The sequence below is a fragment of the Bradyrhizobium sp. 2TAF36 genome, assembly GCF_052114925.1.
Lineage (GTDB): Bacteria > Pseudomonadota > Alphaproteobacteria > Rhizobiales > Xanthobacteraceae > Bradyrhizobium > Bradyrhizobium barranii.
Genome location: NZ_JBFRFR010000024.1, coordinates 24,237 through 43,280, shown reverse-complemented (window position 1 = coordinate 43,280; position 19,044 = coordinate 24,237). Strand labels below are relative to the sequence as shown.

Genomic DNA, 19,044 nt, shown 5'->3' with positions numbered 1-19,044 from the left:
CCGGTCTCCAATATTTGCCCCGGAGGGGCTATTCTGATGCAAATACAATAGAAACTGGCAGCGGATGCGGCAAGTGCCGCGGAACCATTGACATTTGCCGCTTTAGCCCCTTTCAGGCAGGAGACCTGCGTTTTGCGTGAACTGGTTCGGACCAACGACATGGTGCTGGTGTCGGCGATCGGCGCGCTGCTCGACGGCGCCAACATCCATCATCTGGTGCTGGACCAGAACATGAGCATTATCGAGGGCTCGCTGGGTATCCTGCCGCGGCGGATCCTGGTCCATGAGGATGACGCCCAGGAGGCCAGGGAGCTCCTCACCGAGGCCGGCCTCAGTCATGAACTGCGCGGCGATGATTGACGTCGTCACAGACTTCACCGAGGACGCCTTTCTCGGCGGGCAATTGCGCTTGAAGCAGAAGCGGTCCGGCCACCGCGCCGGGCATGACGCCATCCTGCTCGCGGCGGCGACGGAAGCGCAGGCGGGCGACCGTGTCGTCGATCTGGGCGCCGGCATCGGCACCGCCGGGCTGGCGCTTGGCCGGCGCGTCGCGGGAATCAGCCTCAGCCAGGTCGAGATCGATCCGGAACTGGCGGAACTCGCGCGCGCCAATGCGGCGGCGAATGCGATCGCCGCGGAGACGATCGTGCTCGACGTTACGGCCGACGCACAGGCGTTTGCGGCTAATGGCCTCGCGCCCGACAGCGTCGACGTGGTGYTGATGAACCCACCCTTCAACGATCCCGCACGCCATCGCGGTTCGTCCGATCAGACGCGCCGCACCGCGCATGTTGCGAGCGAGGAGACGCTGAATGCATGGGTGCATGCGGCGCGGCGCATCCTCCGATCGGGTGGCGCGCTGACCTTGATCTGGCGCGCCGATGGAATCGAGGAGGTTTTGGCAGCGCTGTCACGTGGTTTTGGAAGCCTGTCGATCCTGCCGGTTCACGGCGAGGCAGGACGGCCCGCGATCCGCGTGCTGGTGCGCGCAATCAAAGGCGGCCGGGCTCCGACGCGGCTGCTGCCGGGCCTCATGCTCAACGACGAGTCAGGCGTGCCTAAAAATCAGGTGAGGGAGATTCTGGAAGGGAGGGCGTTCTTGCCGCTGGCGGAGCCGCGACGGCCTACTGCGGAAGCGATTCCGACTGCTGCTCTTGCGGGGTCGTCAGACGGATCGCCATGAACAGCGCACCGACCAGCAGCAACAGCAGATAGATTTTCATGGTGTTCTCCGCTGCCTCATTGCAGCTTCCTAACGGGGAATCTGCAAAACACGTTCCGGGCACTTCCAATGACAGTCGCGTGATAAGAAATGGTTAAGCAGAGGTAACGGCATGGCCGAACAATTGAACGATCGTGAGGGTTCCGGCCTGGCCGACAAGCTCATGCAATATCTGCCGGCGCGCTTCCGTCCCGGCACGGCGGTGGTGCCGGTGGTGCGGCTGTCCGGTGTGATCGGTGCGGTGACGCCGCTGCGCCCGGGCATGACGCTTGCGGGCGTCGCGCGGGTGCTGGAGCGGGCGTTTTCGTACCGGAACGCCAAGGCGGTGGCGCTGGTGATCAATTCGCCCGGCGGCTCGCCGGTGCAGTCGCGCCAGATCTATCTGCGCATCAAGCAGCTCGCGGCGGAGAAGAAGCTGCCCGTGCTGGTGTTCGTCGAGGACGTCGCGGCGTCCGGCGGCTACATGATCGCCTGCGCCGGCGACGAGATCATCTGCGATCCGTCTTCCATCCTGGGCTCGATCGGCGTGGTCGGCGGCAGTTTTGGTTTCCAGGAGGCGATCAGGCGGCTCGGCATCGAGCGGCGGCTCTACACGGCCGGCGCGCACAAGGCGATGCTCGATCCGTTCCTCCCGGAAAACCCCGACGACGTGGCGAAGCTGAAGGCGCTCCAGCGCGAGATCCACCAGATCTTCATCGCGCTGGTGAAGGAGAGCCGCGGCGCGCGGCTGAAAGGCGCCGACGACACCCTGTTCACCGGCGAATACTGGGCCGGCGAGAGTTCGATCGCGCTGGGGCTCGCTGACGGCATCGGCGATCTCCGCTCAACTCTTCGTGCCCGCTATGGCGAGAAGGTTCTCACCCCTGTGATTGCGCCGCCGACCGGTCTGCTCTCGGGCCTTTTGGGGCGGAAATCGCCCGGTGCGGGCCAGCTTTCGGCCATGGAATCAATGGCCGGCCTGCCGGACGAGTTGATCTCGGCGGTCGAGACGCGGGCGATTTGGGCGAAATTCGGGTTCTAGGCGACACCCTCCCGCGCCATTTGGTCCGGGCCGAGCCAATTGCGGCGCGGCCCGGTCTGCGCAAGAATGTCTGTGGGGGCTGAGCACTAGACAAGGATCGACCGATGCCGCCGTTTGTCGCTTTCGCGGGCGTCCTGGGCGGGCTTGCCGTGGTCCGCTGGGCCTACAAGACCGCTGTCCGGATCAACCATGAGCTGGAGGAGATGCGCCTGTCGCGCGTCGCTGAAGCCGCCCATGCCGGGGATATTCAGAAGCTGAAACGTGACCCCGTGACCGGAGCGTATCGGCCCGGCTAGGTAGCGCCACTCGCGTCATGCCCGGGCTTGTCCCGGGCATCCACGTTCTTCGTACCGCGACCAAGGTCGTGGATGGCCGGGACATAGGCGAGCGGAAGTGACGCCGTCCTTCGGACGGCTATGCCCGGCCATGACGGAGCACAGGGCCGCTTTCCAGGCCCCCTTTGCCTTGATTCCCATCCCCGCCGTCGATACGGTCCCGCGCGATTCAACCCCCCCGCGAGAGCCTGATCTGACGATGGACGCCTCATTGCCCGCCCATATGCGCCCGGAACGCTCGTTCCAGGGCTTTATCCTCGCGCTCCAGCGGTTCTGGGCCGAGCAGGGCTGCGTGATCCTGCAGCCCTACGACATGGAAATGGGCGCGGGCACCTTCCATCCGGCGACCACGCTGCGCGCGCTCGGGCCGAAGCCCTGGAACGCCGCCTATGTGCAGCCCTCGCGCCGGCCCAAGGACGGCCGCTACGGCGAGAATCCGAACCGGATGCAGCACTACTACCAGTTCCAGGTGATCATGAAGCCGTCGCCGCCGAATCTTCAGGAGCTGTACCTGAAGTCGCTCGCCGCGATCGGCATCGATTCCGCCGTGCACGACATCCGCTTCGTCGAGGACGATTGGGAGAGCCCGACGCTGGGTGCCTGGGGCTTAGGGTGGGAATGCTGGTGCGACGGCATGGAAGTCAGCCAGTTCACCTATTTCCAGCAGGTCGCGGGATTTGAGTGCGCGCCTGTTGCCGGCGAGCTCACCTATGGGCTCGAGCGCCTCGCGATGTATGTACAGGGCGTTGATCGCGTCTACGACCTCAACTTCAACGGCCGCGAGGGCGACGCCAAGGTGACCTATGGCGACGTGTTCCTGCAGGCCGAGCGTGAATATTCGAAGCACAATTTCGAAGTCGCCGACACCGCGATGCTGTTCGAGCAGTTCAAGATGGCGGAAGCCGCCTGCCGGAAGTACCTCGACGCCGGCTGGCAAAAAAACTCAGAGTCCGGCAAGCGCGAGGCGCACCTGATGGCGCTGCCGGCCTATGACCAGTGCATCAAGGCGAGCCATGTCTTCAACCTGCTCGACGCGCGCGGCGTGATCTCCGTGACCGAGCGGCAGAGCTACATTCTTCGCGTGCGCGAGCTGGCAAAGGCCTGCGGCGAGGCCTGGATCCATACTGAAGCGGGCGGAGCGGCCTGATGCCCGATCTTTTGCTTGAACTGTTCTCGGAAGAAATCCCCGCGCGCATGCAGGCCAAGGCGGCCGACGATCTGCGCCGCATGGTCACCGACAAGCTGGTCGCCGAGGGCCTCGTCTACGAGGGTGCGAAAGCGTTCGCGACGCCGCGCCGCCTTGCACTGACCGTGCATGGCATCCCCGCGCGTCAGCCTGACCTGAAGACCGAACGCCGCGGTCCGAAAATGGGCGCGCCCGATGCGGCCGTGCAGGGTTTTCTGAAGGCGACGGGTCTAAACTCGCTCGACGAAGCCAAGATCCAGCGCGACCCGAAGGGCGACTTCTACATCGCGCTGATCGAAAAGCCCGGCCGCGACGCGATCGACGTGCTCGCCGAGATTCTGCCGGTCATCATCCGCACCTTCCCCTGGCCGAAATCGATGCGCTGGGGCGCGCGCTCCGGAAAACCGGGATCGCTGAGCTGGGTGCGTCCGCTGCACGCGATCACCGCGACGTTCGGGCCCGAAACGGAAGATCCCGATGTCGTCAAATTCTCGATCGACGGCATCGAGACAGGCCAGACCACCTACGGTCATCGCTTCATGGCGCCGGCGGCGATCAACGTACGCCGCTTCGAGGACTACGAAGCGAAGCTGAAGGCCGCCAAAGTCATCCTCGATCCGCAGGCGCGCAAGGACATCATCTTCGCTGACGCCAAGGAGCTGACGTTCGCGCAAGGGTTTGAGCTGGTCGAGGATCAGGTGCTGCTCGACGAGGTTTCGGGCCTCGTCGAATGGCCCGTCGTCATGATGGGATCRTTCGAGCCGGAATATCTCGCGATCCCGGAAGAGGTGATCCGCGCCACCATCCGCAACAACCAGAAGTGCTTCGTCGTCAGGGATTCCAAGACGGGCAAGCTGACCAACAAGTTCGTCCTCACCGCCAATATCGAGGCGGCCGACGGCGGCAAGACTATCGTATCAGGCAACGAGCGCGTGATCCGTCCGCGCCTGTCGGATGCGAAGTTCTTCTATGAGACGGACCTGAAGACGAAGCTCGAGGATCGGCTGCCGAAGTTCGAGCAGATCGTGTTCCACGAGAAGCTCGGGACTCAGGCTGCGCGCATCAAACGCATCGAACGTCTCGCCGCCGAGATCGCGCCTTTGGTCGGTGCCGATGTCGCGAAGGCCACGCGTGCCGCGCATCTCGCCAAGGCCGATTTGCTGACCGAAGTCGTCGGTGAATTCCCGGAAGTGCAGGGCTTGATGGGCAAGTACTACGCGCTGGCCCAGGGCGAGGATGCCTCTGTCGCCGCCGCGTGCGAGGAGCACTACAAGCCGCAGGGCCCCGCGGATCGCGTACCCACCGATCCGGTCAGCGTTGCGGTCGCACTTGCAGACAAGATCGACACGCTCGTCGGCTTCTGGGCGATCGACGAGAAGCCGACCGGCAGCAAGGACCCGTATGCGCTGCGGCGCGCGGCGCTGGGCGTGATCAGGCTGATCGCTGAGAACAACCTGCGTCTGTCGCTCATGAAGGTGGCAGCATCTGCACTCGCGGGCCTGTCGGTGAAGTCGGCCGATACGGAGAAGCTTCCAAGCGATCTCCTCGCCTTCTTCGCCGATCGCCTGAAGGTCCAGCTGCGCGAGCAGGGCGCACGGCACGATCTCGTCGACGCCGTGTTCGCCCTCGGCGGCCAGGACGATCTCCTGATGATCGTCCGCCGCGTCGAGGCGCTCGGCAAGTTCCTCGAGAGCGATGACGGCAAGAACTTGCTCGCTGGTATCAAGCGCGCCAGCAACATCCTCGGCATCGAGGAGAAGAAGGACAAGCGCGCGTTCGACGGTGCGCCGGATGCTGCGCTCTATGGCCTCGATGAGGAGAAGGCGCTGGCGAAGGCGATCGGCGAGGTGCAGGCGGAAGCAAGCGCTGCCGTCGCCAGGGAAGACTTTGCCGCCGCGATGAGCGCGATGGCAAAGCTGCGTCCGCCGGTCGATGCGTTCTTCGAGAAGGTTCGCGTCAACGACGACGATCCGAAGGTGCGTGAAAACAGGCTGAAGCTGCTCAACGAGATCCGCAGCGCCACGCGTGCGGTCGCGGATTTCTCGAAGATCCAGGATTGAGGCGGGGCCACAACAACGGTGTCATTCCGGGGCGTGCGAAGCACGAGCCCGGAATCCATTGAGCCGCGCGTGACGTAGAGAAATGGATTCCGGGCTCGCGCGAAGTGGCGCGCCCCGGAATGACGACCACACAAAAAAGCCCCGCCCGGCGGGGGGAGAACCGGGCGGGGCCTGATGTCCGTACTTCGCGATGCGCGCCAGCCTGATTGAAGTGACACGCCGGACATCGAGTTGATCGGAAGCGTTTTCAAGCGAAGTGGATACCGGTTCGCGTGAAGAAAACGCGTTCAGACGAGAATCTAATCCATCACCTCGACGACGCGCCGCGAGCGCGGCTCGACCAGCACGGTTGCGCCGTTTACGACGGTGTAGCGGTAGGTGGTGGCGCCGAAACGTTGCGGCACGTCATAATAAGTGACGCCGCTTTCAGGTAAGGTGGCGCCGACCACCACGCGATCCGGGACACGGAAGGCCGGCACACGTTGCTCGACGACATATTCGCGGAATGCCGGCCTCTGTTCGACCGCAATCGTCGGGCCGCTGTCGACGACAACAGGCGCGCGGCCAACGGTGAGACCGGATTGCGCAGACGCTGCGATCGGCGAGCCGAGCGCGGCGCCAAGCGCAGCGAGGGCGAGAATCCTGTTCCGCATGGGCAACTCCTTCGAACTGATTTCAGCCGGCGCTACTGGCGCGACCGGTTGCCAATGCATGTCCCCTTCGCAATGTTCCGGGAAAAGCCCTGCCGCATCAGCGGCAATTTCGGGCAGTTTTCGCGAAGCCGGGAACCTGTTCGCGCCTTGTGCGTCTCTACCCGCGGAACCCGGTCCGGTATGATCCAGCCGCGATTCGCCTCACGTCACGGAAAGACAATTCATGCACATCACCGTCGCCCACATCTCGCCGCTTCTGTCGCTGCTTGCGGGCGTGCTCATCCTGATCATGCCGCGCCTTCTCAACCTGATCGTCGCGATCTTTCTCATCATAAATGGTGCGATCGGGCTCGGATTGTTGAAGTGGCTCCATCTCTAGGCCTTCATTTTCCGGAACTCTTCGACTTGCGCGGGCCTGCCCAAAGTGGTGTAAGGCGCGCGATTTCCCTTTCCTCTCGCAGGTTGTGTGCAAGCTATGGCCAAAGCCGCCTCGAAGCCCAATAAAACTCCAGCGAAAACGCCAGCGAAATCAAAGTCCTCCGCCGCGGCGAAAGCCGCGCCGGCGGCTCGCAAGGCGCTCGCCAAGAGCACCTTGAAGAGCGCCCCGAAGCCGGTCGCCAAGGCGGCTGTAAAGTCGGCTGCAAAGCCCGCTCCGAAGCCCGCGGCGAAGGCTGCGACCAAGTCGGCTGCGCCGAAGGTTGCCGTGAAGCCCGCCCCCAAAAAGGCCGCGCCCGCCAAGGCGGCGCCAGCCGCGGCCAAGGCCGGCAAATGGGTGTTCACGTTCGGCGACGGCAAAGCCGAGGGCCGGACGGAGATGCGCGACCTGCTTGGCGGCAAGGGCGCCAACCTCGCCGAGATGGCCAATCTCGGCCTTCCCGTGCCTCCCGGCTTCACCCTCCCGACCTCGGTCTGCACCTACTTCTACGCACACGACAAGTCCTATCCGAAGGAATTGCAGTCGCAGGTTGAGAAGGCGCTCGACCATGTCGGCAAGTTGACCGGCAAGGTGTTCGGCGACGTCAAGAACCCGCTGCTCGTCTCCGTGCGCTCCGGCGCGCGTGCCTCGATGCCGGGCATGATGGACACCGTGCTCAATCTCGGCCTCAACGACGAGACCGTGGAAGCGCTGTCGGAACTGTCGGGCGACCGTCGCTTCGCCTATGACAGCTATCGCCGCTTCATCACGATGTATTCGGACGTGGTGCTCGGCTTCGAGCATCATCACTTCGAGGAAATCCTCGACACCTTCAAAGACAGCCAGGGCTATTCGCTCGATACGGACCTCAGCGCCGAGGACTGGGTCGGGCTGGTCGGCAAGTACAAGGACGCGGTCGCGCGCGAGACCGGCAAGGATTTCCCGCAGGACCCGCACGACCAGCTCTGGGGCGCGATCGGCGCGGTGTTCTCATCCTGGATGAACGCGCGTGCGGTGACCTATCGCAGGCTGCACGACATTCCGGAATCCTGGGGCACCGCGGTCAACGTGCAGGCCATGGTGTTCGGCAATATGGGCGAGACGTCGGCGACCGGCGTTGCCTTCACCCGCAACCCCTCGACCGGCGAGAGCAAGCTCTACGGCGAATTCCTGATCAACGCGCAAGGCGAGGACGTGGTGGCGGGCATCCGCACGCCGCAGGACATCACCGAGGAAGCGCGCAAGGAATCCGGTTCCGACAAGGCGTCGATGGAAGCGGCGATGCCGGAAGCCTTCAAGGAGCTGACGCGGATCTACACGCTGCTCGAGAAGCACTACCGCGACATGCAGGACATGGAGTTCACGGTCGAGCAGGGCAAGCTGTGGATGCTCCAGACCCGCGGCGGCAAGCGCACCGCCAAGGCGGCGCTGCGCATCGCGGTCGAGCTCGCCAATGAAGGGCTGATCTCGAAGAAGGAAGCGGTGACGCGGATCGATCCCGCCTCGCTCGACCAGCTGCTGCATCCGACCATCGATCCCGACGCCAAGCGCGACGTGATCGCGACCGGCCTGCCGGCCTCGCCCGGTGCTGCCTCCGGCGAGATCGTGTTCTCCTCGGACGAGGCGGCCAAGCTCCAGGCCGACGGGCGCAAGGTGATCCTGGTCCGCATCGAGACCAGCCCGGAAGACATCCACGGCATGCACGCCGCCGAAGGCATCCTGACCACCCGCGGCGGCATGACCTCGCACGCGGCGGTGGTCGCGCGCGGCATGGGCAAGCCCTGCGTCTCCGGCTGCGGCACCATCCGCGTCGATTACGGCCGCGGCACCATGAGCATCGGCTCCCGCACCTTCAAGACCGGCGACGTCATCACCATCGACGGCTCGCTCGGCCAGGTGCTCGCCGGCCGCATGCCGATGATCGAGCCGGAGCTGTCCGGCGAGTTCGGCACGCTGATGAAATGGGCCGACCAGGTCCGCAAGATCGGCGTGCGCGTCAACGGCGACACGCCGGAGGATGCGCGCACCGCGATCAAGTTCGGCGCGGAAGGCATCGGCCTGTGCCGCACCGAGCACATGTTCTTCGAGGAGACGCGCATCCGCACGGTGCGCGAGATGATCCTCTCCGAGGACGAGCAGTCGCGCCGCGCCGCGCTGGCCAAGCTGCTGCCGATGCAGCGCGCCGACTTCGTCGAGCTGTTCGAGATCATGAAGGGCCTGCCCGTCACGATCCGACTTCTGGATCCTCCCCTCCATGAATTCCTGCCGCACACCCATGCCGAGGTCGAGGAAGTGGCGCGCGCCATGAACACCGACCCGCGGCGCCTGGCCGACCGTGCGCGCGAGCTCTCGGAGTTCAATCCGATGCTCGGCTTCCGCGGCTGCCGCATCGCAATCGCCTATCCTGAAATCGCCGAGATGCAGGCGCGTGCGATCTTCGAAGCCGCAGTCGAGGCCGAGAAGCGCACCGGCAAGGCCGTCGGCCTCGAGGTGATGGTGCCGCTGATCGCCACCAAGGCCGAGCTCGACCTCGTCAAGGCGCGCATCGATGCCACCGCGAAAGCCGTGATGCGCGACACCAACACCAAGATCGCCTACCAGGTCGGCACCATGATCGAGCTGCCGCGCGCCTGCCTGCTCGCGGCCGAGATCGCCGAGAGCGCGGAGTTCTTCTCGTTCGGCACCAACGACCTCACGCAGACCACCTACGGCATCAGCCGCGACGATGCCGCGAGCTTCCTCGGGACCTACGTGTCCAAGGGCATCCTCCCGGTCGATCCCTTCGTCGCGCTCGACCAGGAAGGCGTCGGCGAGCTCGTCAAGATCGGCGTCGCGCGCGGCCGCAAGACGCGCCCGAAGCTCAAGGTCGGCATCTGCGGCGAGCACGGCGGCGATCCCGCCTCCGTCGCCTTCTGCCACGATATCGGCCTCGACTACGTCTCCTGCTCACCCTACCGCGTGCCGATCGCCCGTCTCGCCGCGGCGCAGGCGGCGCTCGGCAAGGCGATCGCGAGCCAGGCGTAAGCCGATTTGAAATGTTGAATGCGAAGAGGCGGGGCTAGGCCCCGCCTCTTTCATTTGAGGCGACACTCCACCCACACTTCATTTGCGAGCGCCCACACTCACTGTCATCGCCCGGCTTGACCGGGCGATCCAGTACGCCGAGGCCGTTGTGGTTGAGCGGACAGGCCGCGGCGTACTGGATGCCCCGGTCAAGCCGGGGCATGACACCGATGAAGCGGACACACTGCGCAAAAACAACGGAACTCGTCACGCGTCCCGTAATGATACGCGCGCGCAAGAGTTCCTTCACCATTCGCGTTGACCGAATGTTTACCGCTTTACGAGAGGCGGCGTTTACCAACGTGCATCATTGCCCGTGAAAACACCTGCAATCGCTTGAGTGTGCCGCACGCGCAACGCCGATTAACGCCCCGGCAACCTAAATTGGATATTGACGATAAAGATCGAATTGTACGGACGTACTGCGGTTCGATTTTTCTGGCGTAAGCGTAGCGTGAGCGTGTCGATGTCAGTGTTGCGTAACCATCCGAAGGGCGCGCGGTTCGCGTCCTTCGGAATCGGTCTCTGCATCTTCGCATTGATGCCGAGAGAGACCGGCTATCAGGATATCGCGTCGTTGCTGGCGCGTCAGCCCGGCGTCGCCGAGCGCTGGCAGAAGCAGGTGTTTTCCGCCGCGTCCTCGATCCAGCTCGCCACCTACAGCTTTTCCCGTCCGATCGGCACGTCGCTTCCGCAGAGCGCGATGGTTCGCCTCGCGAGCCTCGATGGTCGCGACGTCACCGGCGCGATCGGCCGCAATCCTGCGCTTCAGACGCCGCCGCGCTACCAGGCCGCCGATTTTCCCAAGGTCGATCGCTCCATGAAGGGGGATCGCCTCGCAAGCGTCACACCCACGCAGGCTCCCGAGACGACCGCACCATCGRCCGCGCCGGCACAGCAAGATCCCGCGACATCGAACAGCTCGGTGTTCGGCGCCAAGACCGCCGCGTTGCCGCAAATCATGTCGCCGGAGTCCGCGGCGGCGCTCGATCCCGAGCTTCAGGAAGCGCTGCGTGCGCCGCCGCTGCCGCAATATGCCAATCCGCCACAAGCCAGCGACGCAGCGCGCGCGTTCGCGGTCCAGCCGCTCGAGGCGCTGAAGCGGGCGACCCTTCCGGACGCAGCGCCGCGCGATCCCTTCCGCGTCAAGACCTCGAACCTGTTTTTCGGGAGCTCCTCGCTCGGCGGCAATCTCGAGAGCATCGAGAGCTGGCAGCCCGGCGCCGAGCCGCTGATCGTGATGCCCGATCCTGATATGAAGGTGACGGCCGCGCTGTCGCCGCCGTCGGCCGAGATCGCCAGGGACATCGAAAGCGGCGAGAGCGTCGCGCCGAAGGGCGAGGTCAACGCCGACAACCAGCGCGCCAGATCGCCGGCGGAGCGGCTCGCGCTCGACGACAAGTCGCGCGCAAAGGCCGAGAAGTGTCTCGCCGAAGCCGTCTATTTCGAATCGCGCGGCGAGGCCGTGCGTGGCCAGATGGCGGTTGCGCAAGTCGTGATGAACCGCGTCTTCTCCGGCAAATATCCGGACACCGTGTGCGGCGCGGTCTATCAGAACAAGCACCGCCATTTGGCGTGTCAGTTCACATTCGCCTGCGACAACAATGCCGATGTGATCCGCGAGCCCGAGATGTGGGAGCGCGCGAAAAAGATTTCGAAGGCGATGCTCGACGGCCAGATCTGGCTGCCCGAAGTGGGCAAGTCCACGCACTACCACGCCTACTGGGTGCGTCCGTCCTGGGTCGCCGAGATGAAGAAGATGTACAAGACCGGCGTCCACACCTTCTATCGCCCGCGCGCCTGGGGCGACGGCAGCGAAGAACCGAGCTGGGGCACCCCGGCCCAGACCGCCGCGCTCTCCGCCGAGCTCGCCCAGGAAGCCAAGAGCTCCGCCGAGATGGGTGTGAGCGAGCGAAGGTAATCATTCACGGAAGTTCGTCATGCCCGGGCTTGTCCCGGGCATCCACGTTCTTTGTGTTGCGAGGCGAGGCGTGGACGGCCGGGACAAGCCCGGCCATGACGGTGTGGCTCACGCCTCGATATCCAGCGCGCAGTCGAAGTTCGGCGCTGAATGCGTCAGCGCGCCGGATGAGGCGTAGTCGACGCCGGTCGCCGCGATGGCCGCGATCGAGTCCAGCGTGACGCCGCCGGATGCCTCCAGCTGGAGGCATCCCTCGTTGAGCCTGACGGCCTCGCGCAGCGTCGCGAGGTCCATGTTGTCGAGCAGCACGGCATCGGCGAGCCCGGTGCCGAGCACCTCGCGGAGTTGCGCGAGCGTATCGACCTCGATCTCGATCTTGACGAGATGACCGGCATGGGCACGAGCGCGCTCCAGAACCGGGCGGATGCCGCCGGCGACCGCGATGTGGTTGTCCTTGATCAGGATCGCATCGTCGAGCCCGAAGCGGTGGTTGAAGCCGCCGCCGCAGCGCACGGCGTATTTCTCCAGCGCCCGCAATCCCGGCGTGGTTTTTCGCGTGCAGCAGATGCGCATTTTGGTGCCTTCGGTGCGCGCGACATAGTCCGCCGTGAGCGTCGCGACGCCCGAGAGGCGGCCGACGAAATTCAGCGCGGTCCGCTCCGCCGTGAGGATGGYGCGCGCCGGGCCCGTGATCGTCAGCACGTGCTGGCCGCGGGCAATCCGTGCGGCGTCGCGGACATGTGCGCGCACCTCGATGTCGGGTGAGAGCTTTTGCAGCGTCGCCAGCGCCAGCGGCAAGCCGGCGATCACGCCAGACTGGCGGGCGACCAGGATCGCCTGCGCCTTGGTCGTCTCCGGGATCGTTGCAAGCGAGGTGATGTCGCCGGCGCGGCCGAGATCCTCGTCGAGTGCGCGATGCACGGCCTCGTCGATCGCAAGCGGCGACAGGAAGGCGTCGGGATAGAGCAGTGACGTCGGGGTGATCATGGGGGACTCCATCAGGCGGTCATCGGTCGGGCGGTGCGTGGCAGCGGACGCTCGCTCAGGCTCTCCGCGATCTCACGTGCCTCCGTGAGCGTCGTCGTCGTTCTCTGTGCCAGCGCCGGGACATCGGCCGGATGGTCGGAGCGGAAATGCGCGCCGCGGCTCTCGCGCCGGCTCCAGGCGGAAGCTGCGACGAGCAGGGCTGACGCCGCCATGTTGCGGAGTGCGATGCTTGCGGGCCCGCGTTCGACTGCGGCGAAGCTGCGCACGGCCTCCGCAAGCCCGTCACTGTTGCGGATCACGCCGACATGCGCGCTCATCATCGTTCGCAACCGCTTCACGGTGGCAGCGTCCGGCGTGCCGCCACGCGATGTCACCAACGCATCGGGAAGGCGGGCAGGCGAGGGGATCGCGCGGCCGGCGATGTCGTCGGCGATGCGGGCGGCGTAGACCACGGCCTCCAGCAGCGAATTCGAGGCGAGCCGGTTGGCGCCGTGCGCGCCGGTGGACGACACTTCGCCGCCGGCCCAGAGCCCGTCGATCGAGCTGCGGCCGCGCTCGTCCACTGCGATGCCGCCCATGTGGTAATGCGCCGCCGGCGCGATCGGGATGGCCTGCGTGGCGGGATCGATGCCGGCCGCGATGCAGCTTGCATGCACGGTCGGGAATTTGTCGGCGAAGCGCGCACCGAGCGCCTGCCGGGCATCGAGAAAGGCACCGCGCCCGGCCGCGATTTCGGCGAATACGCCGCGGGCCACGATGTCGCGCGGAGCGAGCTCTGCGAGCGGATGGAGCGCCGTCATGAAACGCTCGCCATCGCCGTTGATCAGCGTTGCCCCTTCGCCGCGCAGCGCTTCGGTTGCGAGCGGCGCCGGATCGCGGCCGACCATGATGGCGGTCGGGTGGAACTGCACGAATTCAGGGTCGGCGATGACTGCGCCGGCGCGCGCGGCGATCGCAAGGCCGGAGCCGCTGGCCTCAGGCGGGTTGGTGGTGACGGCATAGAGATGGCCGAGGCCGCCGGTCGCCAGCACCACCGCGCGAGAGGCCAGCAGGAGCGGACGTGCAGCGGGATTGCCGGCCTCGCGCAATTTAAGGCCGGTGACGGCGCCGTCCTCGGTCAACAGCGCTTCGGCGACGAGCCCTTCGATCAGTCGGATCGACGGCGTGCGGCGTACGGCCTCGCTCAGTGCCGCGATGATCGCGGCTCCGGCCCCGTCGCCGCGCACATGCACGATGCGCCGCGCCGAATGCGCGGCCTCKCGGCCGACAGCGAGCTTGCCTTCGAGGTCGCGGTCGAACGGCACGCCATAGGCGAGTAGGTCATGAATGCRTGGCGCCGCCTCGCGCGCGATGCCGAGTGCGACCGCTTCATCGACAAGACCGCCGCCGACGGCGATGGTGTCAGCGGCGTGCGCCTCCGGGCTATCGCCTTCGGCCACGGCCGCAGCGATGCCGCCCTGCGCCCATGCGGACGACGCCCCTTGTCCGAGCGGGGCGGCCGAGATCAGCGTTACCGGCCGCGGCGCGAGCTTCAGTGCACAAAAGAGTCCGGCGAGGCCACCGCCGACGATGACGACGTCATCGGTGCTGCGGGTGAGATTGTGGATGTTGTCTTGCATGTTCTGCGCTCAATTCTTCAGATTGATCATCCGCTCGACCGAACGCCGCGCGCGTTTCGCGAGCGCGGGATCGATCGTGACCTGCTCGCCAAGCGTGAGCAGGCTGTCCAGAATGTTGGCGAGCGTGATACGCTTCATGTGCGGGCAGAGATTGCAGGGGCGGAGCATCTCCACGTCAGGCAGCTCGGCGCGGACATTGTCGGCCATCGAGCATTCCGTGATCATGACTAGCCGCCGTGGCCGCCGCTCGCGCACCCAGTTGATCATGTGCGCGGTCGAGCCGGTGAAATCGGCTTCCGCCAGCACGTCAGGCGGACATTCGGGATGCGCGATGATCTGCACGGACGGGTCGGCGTCGCGATAGGCGCGCAGCTCCTCGCCCGTAAAGCGCTCGTGCACCTCGCAGGCGCCCTTCCAGGCGATGATCTTCACGTCGGTCTTCGAGGCGACATACGTTGCAAGGTAGCGATCGGGCAGGAAGATCACGGTCGGTGCGTTCAGGCTCTCGACCACTTGCACCGCGTTCGACGAGGTGCAGCAGATGTCGACCTCGGCCTTCACCTCTGCGGAGGTGTTGACATAGGCGACGACAGGCACGCCGGGAAATTTTTCGCGGAGCAGGCGAACGTCCGCGCCCGTGATGCTGTCCGCGAGCGAGCAGCCGGCGCGGCTATCTGGGATCAGCACCGTCTTGTCCGGGTTGAGCAGCTTTGACGTCTCCGCCATGAAGTGCACGCCGCATTGCACGATGATGTCGGCCTTCACCTTGGTCGCTTCGACCGCGAGCTGCAGCGAGTCGCCGCCGATGTCGGCGACGCAATGAAAGATCTCCGGCGCCTGATAGTTGTGCGCGAGGATGACCGCGCCCCGGGCCTGCTTCAGCTCGTTGATCGCCTTGATCGTCGGCGCCATCAGCGGCCACTCGATCGGGGGGATCACGTGCTTCACGCGCTCATAGAGCGGTGCAGTGGCCCGCTCGACGTCCGCAGTCCATTCCAGTGAGGGCTTCGGCAGCGCGGGGCCGGTTCGCGCTGCTATGGCGCGCGGAGGGGCGGGGACTTGGCCCTGCGGCCGGTTGGCAAAGTCGTCGGGGCCGTAAATTCCAGTGATGGGCATCGAAGCCTCCCGTGAATGCTAATTATGCTCCATGTGAGTATATATAGGGTCTGAGAAATCCGGCCGAGAGGGCCGGTGGGTTTCGCTAGAGCTCACATATACTCAATCTGAGTAAATCAAAGATAACACGCGCCTGAGCAGGCCGCTAGCCCCAGCCGCACACATTCCCGTCAAATCGCGCCCGGCGCGTCGGGGAGGGCCGCGATGAAACGCAATGCTCCGGCGGCAGCCCTTCGTGGAACGCAATCATTTTTGACTTGGGATCTTCATGCATTTGCATTAAACGCCTGACTCGCGGTTGCCTATTCCGGATCCGCCAGCGACTGATGAGGAACCCATGTCCACTCAAGCGGGCGAACTCGGTCCGGTCTCGCGTTCCTCCACCTGGCGCACCCCGGCGATCATCATTCTCTGCGGTTGTGCCATTGGCATGCTCGGCTTCGGCCCGCGCTCGGCGCTCGGGTTCTTCGTGCAGCCGATGAGCCACGAATTCGCCTGGGGTCGCGACGTGTTCGGCCTCGCGATCGCTTTCCAGAATTTGCTGTGGGGATTGGGCCAGCCCCTTGCCGGCGCGGTCGCCGATCGCTTCGGCCTGTTCCGGGTGATGTGTGTCGGCGCGCTGCTTTACGCCGGCGGCCTGCTGCTGATGCGCTATTCCTCGACGCCGCTGTCGCTGAATCTCGGCGCGGGCGTGATGGTTGGCTTTGGTCTCGCCGGCTGCTCGTTCAACCTGGTGCTGTCGGCCTTCACCAAGCTGTTGCCGGCCGAGAAGCGCGGCCTCGCGCTCGGTGCCGGCACCGCGGCGGGCTCGTTCGGGCAGTTCCTGTTCGCGCCCATTGGCGTCGCGCTGATCGACAATTTCGGCTGGCAGCAGGCGCTCACCGTGTTCGGCTTCCTGATGCTGCTGATCATCCCGCTGTCGCTGGCGCTCTCGACGCCGCCGGTGGCAACCACGGCCAACACGGCGCCGGCGGATGAGCAGACCTTTACGAAAGCGCTCGCCGAAGCCTTCGGCCATCGCTCCTATGTGTTGCTGGTGCTCGGCTTCTTCACCTGCGGCTTCCAGCTCGCCTTCATCACCGTGCATCTGCCGGCGTTCCTGGTCGATCGCGGCATCTCGACGCAAACCGGCGGCTGGGTGATCGCGGCGATCGGCCTGTTCAACATCATGGGATCGCTGAGCGTCGGCTATCTCCAGAACTCGCTGCCGAAGCGCTACATCCTCTCCGCGATTTATTTCACGCGCGCGCTTGCGACGCTCGCCTTCATCTCGTTCCCGATCACGCCGTTCTCGGCGATCGCATTCGGTGCGGTCTCCGGTCTGACCTGGCTGTCGACGGTGCCGCCGACCTCGGCGCTGGTGGCGCTGATGTTCGGCACGCGCTGGCTCGCCACGCTCTATGGCTTCGCCTTCGTCAGCCATCAGGTCGGCGGCTTCCTCGGCGTCTGGCTCGGCGGCATCGTGTTCGAAAAGTTCGGTTCCTATACGCCGATCTGGTGGCTCTCGATCCTGTTCGGCGTGCTGTCCGCGCTGATCAATCTTCCGATCGTCGAGAAACCGGTTCAGCGAGCGGTTGCGCAGCCTGCCTGATCGGCTAAACATCCCCTGAAACAAGTCCAGGGAGTTCAGTCGTGGCCACATTCAAGGCGATCCGGATCGACAAGGCGGACAAGGGCACCACCGCCGCACTCACGCAGTTCGACGACGCCGAACTGATGGACGGTGATGTCACGGTCGGCGTGGAATGGTCGACGCTGAACTACAAGGATGGCCTCGCGCTCACCGGCAAGGCGCCGGTGGTGCGTCGCTTCCCGATGATCGCCGGCATCGATTTCGCCGGCACGGTTGAAACCTCCTCCCATCCGCAATGGAAGGCGGGCGACAAGGTCGTCTGCACCGGCTGGGGCGTGGGCGAGACCCATCTCGGTGCCTATGCCGAGAAGGCGCGGGTCAAGGGCGACTGGCTGGTCGCCTTGCCGCAGGGCCTGTCGGCGCGCGACGCCATGGCGATCGGCACGGCCGGCTTCACCGCGATGCTGTCGGTGCTGGCGCTGGAGAAGCACGGCCTGTCGCCGAAGAGCGGCCCTGTGGTGGTGACGGGCGCGGCCGGCGGCGTCGGCTCGGTCGCCACCGCCGTGCTCTCGAAGCTCGGTTATCACGTCATCGCCTCGACCGGCCGCGCCTCGGAAGCCGACTATTTGAAAGAGATCGGTGCGGCCGAGATCATCGACCGCAATGAATTGTCGGCGGCGGCCAAGCCCCTCGCCAAGGAGCGCTGGGCGGGCGGCGTGGACAGCGTCGGCTCGACCACGCTCGCGAATCTCCTGTCGATGACGAAGTATGGCGGCGCAATCGCGGCGTGCGGCCTGGCGGCCGGCATGGACCTGCCGTCTTCTGTCGCACCCTTCATTTTGCGCGGGGTGTGCCTTCTCGGCATCGATTCCGTGATGTGCCCGATCGAGCCGCGGAAAGCCGCCTGGCAGCGTCTGGCCTCGGATCTGGATCGGACAAAACTATCTGAAATTACTCATGAAATTCCGATCGAGGAAGTTTCGGAATGGGGCGCGAAAATACTCGCCGGCCAGGTCCGCGGCCGCATCGTGGTAAAAATTGTCTAACGGCGTTCAGACTTTACCAACCAAGCTGCTTCAATGTTGCCTTGGTTAGTATGGTAAGCAGCGGGTAAAGAGATAAGGCATCGCCCGCGCTGGGGTTGGTTCGGAGTTGAGCATGCTTGCGCGTATTGTGTTGGGGGCTGTCACGGCGGCAGCGACGTTTGTGCCGGCCATTGCAGGAAGCATGAACGCCGACGAGGCGCGCCGCTTCGTTGCCGGCAAGGTGTTCGCGTTCACCTGCTTCGACGGTACCCGCGGCGCAGGCCGCATCCTCGACGACCTTGGCGCCGCCGGCGCGGTGCAGTTCTCGGGCGCAGGCCCGGTGAAGCATCTCCGCCTGCCCGGCAACACGCTCCAGATCCGCGGGCAGAACGTCTGCGCCTCGATCAAGGGCATTCCGTTCGAGCCCTGCTTCAACCTGGAAAAGACCGACGATCGCAGCTTCCGCGGCTCGGTGTCGGGCATGGGCTTCGCCTATTGCGACTTCCACCACCAGGGCGGCAATCAGATGCTGATGGCGCGCGCCGTGGCGCGTCCGCGTTCGCTGCGCTCTTCGGAGCGCACCGGTTCGGTCGCTGCGTCCAATACTGAAGTCGCCGCGCGCGTCGAGACGCCGCGTGTCGAGAGCAGCCGGCTCGAGCCGGTGAAGTCCGAAGCCAGATCGGAGCCCGCCAGGAACGACGCTCCGCTGGAATTGCGCCGCTCGACCCAGTGAGCTGGCTGCGCGGGACCGCCCGCGCATTTTGTCGTTGAAAATATTCATCGGTCACCAAGCCGCCGCGCCGTAGTCATACGGACGGCGGCTTTCATGCCTTGGTAGCGACTCGCGT

At 65.3% G+C, this 19,044-nt stretch carries 16 protein-coding genes; 12 read left to right on the top strand and 4 right to left on the bottom strand.

Translation table 11 applies throughout. The features are described from left to right. Nucleotides 1-132 precede the first annotated feature (132 nt). The 6 genes from AB4Z51_RS15395 (at nt 133) to glyS (ending at nt 5,824) form a co-directional block, all read left to right on the top strand. Nucleotides 133-360: a putative signal transducing protein gene (locus AB4Z51_RS15395; RefSeq protein WP_014497336.1), complete on the top strand. Its 228-nt coding sequence runs from the start codon at nt 133-135 to the stop codon at nt 358-360. Continuing rightward, nucleotides 353-1,183, top strand: a complete 831-nt coding sequence (locus tag AB4Z51_RS15390) for a tRNA1(Val) (adenine(37)-N6)-methyltransferase (protein ID WP_135215919.1) — start codon at nt 353-355, stop codon at nt 1,181-1,183. Before AB4Z51_RS15395 ends, AB4Z51_RS15390 begins: the two co-directional genes overlap by 8 nt. Before the next feature lie 151 nt (nt 1,184-1,334). Next, nucleotides 1,335-2,243, top strand: a complete 909-nt coding sequence (locus AB4Z51_RS15385; protein ID WP_085402555.1) for a S49 family peptidase — start codon at nt 1,335-1,337, stop codon at nt 2,241-2,243. A gap of 104 nt (nt 2,244-2,347) precedes the next feature. Then, nucleotides 2,348-2,539, top strand: coding sequence for a hypothetical protein (locus AB4Z51_RS15380; RefSeq protein WP_071916131.1), 192 nt, complete (start codon nt 2,348-2,350; stop codon nt 2,537-2,539). 238 nt (nt 2,540-2,777) lie between these two features. After that, nucleotides 2,778-3,725 (top strand): glycine--tRNA ligase subunit alpha, encoded by a 948-nt coding sequence (locus tag AB4Z51_RS15375; RefSeq protein ID WP_028153882.1) that lies wholly within the window; start codon nt 2,778-2,780, stop codon nt 3,723-3,725. After that, nucleotides 3,725-5,824: a glycine--tRNA ligase subunit beta gene (glyS, locus tag AB4Z51_RS15370; protein ID WP_085402556.1), complete on the top strand. Its 2,100-nt coding sequence runs from the start codon at nt 3,725-3,727 to the stop codon at nt 5,822-5,824. The genes AB4Z51_RS15375 and glyS overlap by 1 nt, the downstream gene beginning before the upstream one ends. Before the next feature lie 299 nt (nt 5,825-6,123). Here glyS and AB4Z51_RS15365 read toward each other — a convergent pair whose 3' ends face one another. Further along, nucleotides 6,124-6,477: a DUF1236 domain-containing protein gene (locus AB4Z51_RS15365; RefSeq protein ID WP_038944551.1), complete on the bottom strand. Its 354-nt coding sequence runs from the start codon at nt 6,475-6,477 to the stop codon at nt 6,124-6,126. Nucleotides 6,478-6,700: 223 nt separating this feature from the next. Here AB4Z51_RS15365 and AB4Z51_RS15360 point away from each other — a divergent pair, with 223 nt between their 5' ends. The 3 genes from AB4Z51_RS15360 to AB4Z51_RS15350 all read left to right on the top strand — a co-directional run bounded on the left by AB4Z51_RS15360 (nt 6,701) and on the right by AB4Z51_RS15350 (nt 11,876). Next, nucleotides 6,701-6,856: a DUF3096 domain-containing protein gene (locus tag AB4Z51_RS15360; protein WP_014497329.1), complete on the top strand. Its 156-nt coding sequence runs from the start codon at nt 6,701-6,703 to the stop codon at nt 6,854-6,856. Between the two features lie 96 nt (nt 6,857-6,952). Continuing rightward, complete coding sequence (gene ppdK, locus AB4Z51_RS15355) at nt 6,953-9,916, top strand: pyruvate, phosphate dikinase (protein ID WP_085402557.1); 2,964 nt, start codon at nt 6,953-6,955, stop codon at nt 9,914-9,916. A gap of 505 nt (nt 9,917-10,421) precedes the next feature. Continuing rightward, a complete protein-coding gene (locus tag AB4Z51_RS15350) occupies nt 10,422-11,876 on the top strand; it encodes a cell wall hydrolase (protein WP_441497605.1) in 1,455 nt (484 codons plus the stop codon). Between the two features lie 108 nt (nt 11,877-11,984). Here the strand turns inward: AB4Z51_RS15350 and nadC are convergent, their stop codons facing one another. The 3 genes from nadC to nadA are packed head-to-tail and all read right to left on the bottom strand — an operon-like array spanning nt 11,985 to nt 15,598. Continuing rightward, nucleotides 11,985-12,863, bottom strand: a complete 879-nt coding sequence (gene nadC / locus AB4Z51_RS15345) for a carboxylating nicotinate-nucleotide diphosphorylase (protein ID WP_441497604.1) — start codon at nt 12,861-12,863, stop codon at nt 11,985-11,987. Between the two features lie 11 nt (nt 12,864-12,874). Beyond that, on the bottom strand, nt 12,875-14,482 hold the full coding sequence (locus tag AB4Z51_RS15340) for an L-aspartate oxidase (RefSeq protein WP_441497603.1): 1,608 nt from the start codon (nt 14,480-14,482) through the stop codon (nt 12,875-12,877). Nucleotides 14,483-14,491: 9 nt separating this feature from the next. Further along, complete coding sequence (gene nadA / locus AB4Z51_RS15335) at nt 14,492-15,598, bottom strand: quinolinate synthase NadA (RefSeq protein ID WP_085402562.1); 1,107 nt, start codon at nt 15,596-15,598, stop codon at nt 14,492-14,494. 337 nt (nt 15,599-15,935) lie between these two features. On the opposite strand from nadA, the gene AB4Z51_RS15330 reads away from it, so the two are divergent. From AB4Z51_RS15330 to AB4Z51_RS15320, 3 genes are all read left to right on the top strand, one after another. After that, nucleotides 15,936-17,189, top strand: coding sequence for an MFS transporter (locus AB4Z51_RS15330; RefSeq protein WP_135215921.1), 1,254 nt, complete (start codon nt 15,936-15,938; stop codon nt 17,187-17,189). A gap of 41 nt (nt 17,190-17,230) precedes the next feature. Further along, the gene (gene acuI / locus AB4Z51_RS15325) at nt 17,231-18,217 is read left to right on the top strand and encodes an acrylyl-CoA reductase (NADPH) (RefSeq protein ID WP_085402564.1); all 987 of its coding nucleotides are present in this window, start codon (nt 17,231-17,233) and stop codon (nt 18,215-18,217) included. A gap of 112 nt (nt 18,218-18,329) precedes the next feature. Next, nucleotides 18,330-18,929 (top strand): hypothetical protein, encoded by a 600-nt coding sequence (locus AB4Z51_RS15320; protein WP_085402565.1) that lies wholly within the window; start codon nt 18,330-18,332, stop codon nt 18,927-18,929. Nucleotides 18,930-19,044: the final 115 nt, after the last annotated feature.